We start from the raw sequence: 6,090 nt of genomic DNA, 5'->3' as shown, positions 1-6,090 counted from the left end.
TTGGATGCTCCTTTCAATGAGATTGTATTATAGCACAATCTTATATTAGGGAGTGGTCTAAAAAACCGCAGGCAGTACACCTCGACCTTCTCATCATTGTGTCCGACGAGCATGCACCCATGTACAGCGGTCCCTACGGGCATCCTCTCGTTCAAACTCCGCACATGGATAGGCTCGCTGAGGAGGGTGTTACCTTCACCAATGCGTACTGCAATTCGCCGCTCTGTATGTCGTCCCGGATGTCCTTTATGACGGGTAAGTACATCCATCACATTGGTGCATGGGACAACGCGGCACCGCTGCGTCCGGATGCTGTTACATGGGCACATCTCTTACGGGCAGAAGGCTACGATGTTGTGCTTTCTGGAAAACAGCATTTCGGTGGGATGGACCAGCTCCATGGGTTTCGAGCACAACTTGCACGGGATCTGCACGCAGAACGACAGCACGGACTTACAGACTGGGATAATGGGATACCACCAGCACAGCGTCCATGGCAAGGGCTTGCACAAGCCCGCCCGGGAACAACCGAGGAGATCGAGGTAGACGACCTCGCAGAAACAGAGGCTCTGGCGTATCTCCGAGACCCAGCACGACAGGAACAACCCTGGGCACTCAACGTCTCGTTTATCGCACCACATTTCCCTCTCGTCGTGCCGAAACGATTTTGGGATCTTTACCCGCTTGAAGAGATCGATCTCCCCAACATTCCAGACGGACACCTCGAAAACCAGCATCCTGTATATCAACGGATGCGACGTATGTTCGGCTGTGTTGACTTTCCAGAGGAACTTGTCCGTCGCGGGCGCGCTGGCTATTATGGTTTGATTACCTATCTTGATGAAAAAATTGGCAACTTGCTCAAGGCACTTGAAGAGACCGGGGAGTTGGAGAATACAGTTGTCGTCTACACCAGCGACCACGGTGAAATGAACGGTGAACACGGGATGTGGCGAAAGTCGAATTTCTATGAGGCATCTGTTCGTGTGCCGCTACAGATAATGTTCCCTGACCGATTGTCCGCAGGCAAGCATATTGATGAAGTCGTCTCTCTCGTGGATCTAACAGCAACGCTTGTTGATGTTGCGGGTGCTCAACCCTTAAGTCAACTGGATGGGAACAGTCTGTTGCCTTTGACGGAGGGAGTCGCAAGTGATTGGAAAGATTTCGCGTTCTCCGAATACCTCGCGCATGGTGTTGAACGTCCGATGGCGATGCTGCGGAAAGGACGATATAAATTCAACTATAGCCTCGGTGATGTGCCAGAACTTTACGATATTGCTGAAGATCCAAATGAATTTCGGAATCTCGCTAATGACGAGAGATATCAAGCAATCTGCCAAGAACTTGAAGCACAACTCTTGGCAGAATGGGATCCCGTTGAAATCGAAAAACAGGTTCGAGCGAGTCAAAAAGCGCGTATTCTTGTAGATCAGGTCACTGAAGGACAGTGGAGAAAGCCTCCTAATTCGTAGTCAATCCTTTCCGCGAGCGGCAAACGACTTACCGAGTTTTTGGTTTGAATGATCTCCTAAAATATGCTATGCTGCAGGCATCAGAAAACATAACGATTCTTACGTTGGAACCCTACAGAGATTTCACCCTACGGGGTTCACACTTCATCAGAATTAACCGGAAACTCGTAGCCTGTAATGAAATGGAAGGCGGATTTAAGGAAGGCACGTCAAAGTTCTAACCCACGTCCTTTCTCCGCAAGGTATAATTAAAAATGTCCCGTTCAACTTCAACAATGCAGCAGCCGAACCTTATCTATGTTTTCGCCGATCAACTCCGCTACCAGTCGTGTGGCTACGCTGGGGATACCCGCGCACGCACACCCAATATAGATAAATTTGCCACAGAGGGCGCGAATTTCTGCAACGCTGTCTCCGGTAGCCCAATGTGTGCTCCGTATCGTGCCTCGCTCTTCACCGGTAAATACGCCAGTAGCACCGGTATGGCGATTAATGAGCTCCGCATGAACCCGAATCATGACTGTTTCGGTCATGTTTTGCATCGCAACGATTACCAGACAAGCTACATCGGGAAATGGCATCTGTGGGCAAATCAATTGGGGAGACACAACGACCCCAAGAATTCTTACATTCCGCCCGGACGCCATCGACTCGGTTTCGATGGCGAGTGGTCGGCTTACAATTTTCATCACCTGTACTTTGATGCATCTTACCACAAAGACTCACCTGAAAAGATTGTACTTCCGGGGTATGAACCCGACGGTCAAACGGATATGGCGATTGATTACCTGCAACGGACATCAACGAGCGATAATCCGTTCGCACTTTTCCTTTCAATCGGGACACCGCACGATCCTTGGACACAGGACAACGTTCCAACCGCTGATTATGAGAATTTCCGAGACGTTGACTTCCCGTTACCGCCAAACTATCGCGACGAAAATGACCCTTACGGCGATACGTGGGCTATTATGTCCGAGGCGGAGCGTGCTGCGCTCCCTGAGTGGATGCGTGTTTATTATGCGATGACCGCGAATCTGGATAGGAATATAGGACGGTTGCTACAAGCCGTTGATGACCTCGGTTTGCGAGATAACACAATCTTTGTGTTCACTTCTGATCACGGCGAAATGTTCGGCGCACAGGGGCGCCGTGCAAAAAACATCTTTTATGAGGAAGCGGTGCGTGTTCCGTTCCTTGTTCGGTGGCAGGGGCAGGTTCCGGAGGATCATGTCTCAGATGCATGCTTGAACACACCCGACATCATGCCGACACTACTGTCGATGATGGATTTACCGATTCCAGAGGCTGTTGAAGGGACGGATCTCAGCGACGCTGCGTTTGACAGACCTGCTCATGAACCGGATGCAGCGTTCATGCAAGGAATGGGATGTACCGCCAAATGGGAGGACGGGTATGAGTGGCGTGCGCTCCGCACAAAGCAACACACCTACGCCGTCCATCGTCCGGATCGAAGTGAGAAACTCTTCGATAATATTGCTGACCCGTTCCAAACCCATAACCTGATTGACGAACCCGAATTGACCGAACTCCGAGAGCAATTCCGAGCGATGTTGCAGCAGCGCATGGATGTGCTCAACGATACCTTTGAGGCGTGTACGTGGTATCGCGATAATTGGACAAAGGATCGGATTATCCTACGAACTGCAACGCTAACCTAAAAATAGTAGGCGCACAGCGTATACCGTACCTCAGATCCACTCTTTCAACCGCTTCAAAGTCAGATAAAATGTGTGTTCTGTCTGCCTTGTTAGGTTTACTTGACATCTGTTCACCTTGCATGTTATTATTACCCTCAAGTAGCTCACATTGTAGAGGAGAGGAGTCGTGAGTAAACCTTTAAAGATTTTTATTACCTACTCGCATAAAAATACAACAGAAAAGGACGAGTTGATAACGCGTCTTGCCCTTCTGAAACGTGAAGGTATAATTAGCATCTGGCATGACAACGAAATCCAACCGGGCGACAAATGGCGTGATGCTATTTTCAGTGATCTGGCGGACTCCGACCTTCTGCTTTATGTGACTTCTGCTCATAGCCTTGACTCTGAAAACTGTAATAAAAAATTGGCAGCGGCATTAAATGCAGAGATAAGGGTTATTCCAATCATCCTTGAGCATTGCGATTGGTTAAATCATCAACTAAGTGATTTTCAAGCTCTTCCTGACAAAGGCTTGCCCATTACCAAATGGGAGGATAAGAGTGAAGGCTGGCAAAATGTGGTGAATGGTATCCGAAAAGCCATAGATAAAAAGCAGGTTCAGGAGGATCCGTCGTCCGATATATCTGAAAAAGAACTGCATTCTAAGTTGGCATTCCAATTCGGAAATGCTCTAATGATGTTTGGGCAATTAGACATGGCAATAGCGGCCTACTCAGATGCTATGGATCTCAACCCGCTTTATGCAAATGCATATAACAATCGCGGTGCTGCTTACGGTAAAAGACACCAATTTGACAAAGCCCTTGTAGATTTTAATAGGGCAATGGAACTGGAACCAGATCATTCCGGAGCCTATTATAATCGCGGCACGGCTTACACCGAAAAAGGCGAGTTTGACAAGGCTATTACAGACTTTACCGAGGCTATACGACTGAAACATGGGTATGCTAATGCTTATTGTGGTCGCGGTACGGCGTATGGGAAAAAAGGCGAGTTTGACAAGGCTATTACAGACTTTACCGAGGCTATGAAACTCAAAACTGACTTTACCGATGCCTATTACAACCGTGGGAGTGCTTATCGGGAAAAAGGGGACTTTGAAAAAGCCATTAAAAATTTGAGTAAGGTAATAGAGTTGGATCCAAATTATGTTGATGCCTACTACAATCGTGGTGCTATTTACAGTGATAGGGGGGAAATTAATAAGGCTATCAAGGATTTGAATAAAGCTATACAACTTAAACCAAAATCTGCCCAAGCCTATAACAATCGAGGCAATGCTTACGAGAGAAATGGCAAGGTTAATCTTGCGATCAAAGACTATAACAAAGCGATAGACATGAACCGAAATTATGCTCAAGCTTATTACAATCGCGGTACTGCTTACTGTAATAAAGGTAGTATCAACCTTGCTATTAAAGATTTAAGTGAGGCTATACAACTCAAACCCGACTTTGCTGAAGCCTATAATAATCGAGGTGTCGCCTACCGCGAAAATGGCGAAATTGACAAGGCTATTCTTGACTATACTGCAGCAATAAAGTTTCGACCAAATTATGCTGAAGCCTATCGCAATAGTGCTATTATTTATCTCGCCAGAAATGAAATAGAATCTGCTATTGAAAATTATGACAAAGCGATAGTCCACAAATCGGGCTATGCTGAAGCCTATTGCGATCGTGGTACTGCTTACTTTATCAAAAAGGAATTTCATAAAGCTATTGAAGACTATGACAAAGCGATAGTCCACAAATCGGACTATGCCAAAGCGTACTTAGGGCGAGGCACTGTTTACCGCGAAAAAGGTAAAACTAATCTTGCTCTTAGAGACTTTAGAAAGGCGATAGAATTGGATCCACAAATGTTTAGTAAATTGTGAATTGATTGGTAGGTCTTCCGAGTCTCCCACCGTTTATAGCTTCTACAACTTTGCGCTGATTCTTTATAATATTCAATTGACATCTACACGAAGAATGTATTATCATTGCCTGCAAGCAACCCGAATTGTGGCGGGAAAGTTATAAGTAAGCCTTCATTACTCTTTCACATACGGATGTAGTTGTGAAAGACAAGAAAACTCATTGCAATGCTGATGCACGGGTAGGACCAAGACCAAAATTCACATGAAAAAATGGCCCGCATTTGACAATAATGGCGATCTACCCGTAGGAATTCATCAAGCAACATTGACAGAAATTCTACAGCATTTTGGCACAGGAACTGAACAAAGGGAGTTAGTTGGACAACGATTAGAACGTATCTTTGTGTTGGCACACAGCACTGAAAAAGTGGTGAGATTTGTTGTATTTGGTTCGTTTGTAACTGCCAAACCGGTCCCCGCGGACGTAGATATTTTTCTGCTGATGGAGGATTCGTTTGATGTCACTCAAGTGCATGGTGAAGTCGCTCTCGTTTTTGATCCACAGAAGACCCAAGCGGTTTTTGGAGCGAGTGTTTTCTGGATTCGGAAACAGGGGACGATTACGAGTGAGCAGGAAGCAGTGGAAGACTGGCAAGTTAAACGTGACAACTCGCGACGGGGTATAGTTGAGGTAATTCATAATGATTCAGAACAATCAAGAACTTAAAGCAACGTTAGATCGAGTTAACCGGTTTGAGAAACAGGTCGAAAAACTCCGACAGGTCGAAACCAATCCGCGGAATTATGAATTATCCGCTGGTGGGTTTCTTGCCGAAATTGACAGGATGGTTCTTGAAGTAGAGGAGTATTTATTAATTCATTCAAGCGAATTGGTAAAAATGACTGCGGGAGTGGACCACATAAAAACAGATGGCGTGCTTTTTAATCTCTCAATGTGGCGCGAGTGGGGATTATCTCCGCAAGAGACACACTAGTAGTTTGTCAACGTTATTTTGACTTTTTGTAGGTGTTTTTGATTGGGTATTTCCTGCAGGTAGAACGGAGTGAA

The 6,090-nt window shown here is 46.1% G+C and carries 5 protein-coding genes; all 5 read left to right on the top strand.

Annotation, left to right across the window (positions count from 1 at the left end):
* Nucleotides 1-119 precede the first annotated feature (119 nt).
* The 5 genes from J4G07_21545 (at nucleotide 120) to J4G07_21525 (ending at nucleotide 6,016) form a co-directional block, all read left to right on the top strand.
* Nucleotides 120-1,475, top strand: coding sequence for a sulfatase-like hydrolase/transferase (locus J4G07_21545; protein ID MCE2416570.1), 1,356 nt, complete (start codon nucleotides 120-122; stop codon nucleotides 1,473-1,475).
* Nucleotides 1,476-1,729: 254 nt separating this feature from the next.
* Nucleotides 1,730-3,157 carry a sulfatase gene (locus J4G07_21540; GenBank protein ID MCE2416569.1) on the top strand — a complete coding sequence of 476 codons (1,428 nt, stop codon included), beginning with the start codon at nucleotides 1,730-1,732 and terminating at the stop codon, nucleotides 3,155-3,157.
* 166 nt (nucleotides 3,158-3,323) lie between these two features.
* Complete coding sequence (locus tag J4G07_21535) at nucleotides 3,324-5,039, top strand: tetratricopeptide repeat protein (protein ID MCE2416568.1); 1,716 nt, start codon at nucleotides 3,324-3,326, stop codon at nucleotides 5,037-5,039.
* A 244-nt stretch (nucleotides 5,040-5,283) separates the two neighbouring features.
* Nucleotides 5,284-5,748: a hypothetical protein gene (locus J4G07_21530; protein MCE2416567.1), complete on the top strand. Its 465-nt coding sequence runs from the start codon at nucleotides 5,284-5,286 to the stop codon at nucleotides 5,746-5,748.
* Nucleotides 5,723-6,016: a hypothetical protein gene (locus J4G07_21525; protein ID MCE2416566.1), complete on the top strand. Its 294-nt coding sequence runs from the start codon at nucleotides 5,723-5,725 to the stop codon at nucleotides 6,014-6,016. Before J4G07_21530 ends, J4G07_21525 begins: the two co-directional genes overlap by 26 nt.
* The last annotated feature ends 74 nt before the right edge of the window (nucleotides 6,017-6,090 follow it).

The sequence above is a fragment of the Candidatus Poribacteria bacterium genome, from assembly GCA_021295715.1.
Classification (GTDB): domain Bacteria; phylum Poribacteria; class WGA-4E; order WGA-4E; family WGA-3G; genus WGA-3G.
The sequence above is the reverse complement of the archived record's forward strand: the minus strand, read 5'-3'. Positions and strand labels throughout refer to the sequence as shown.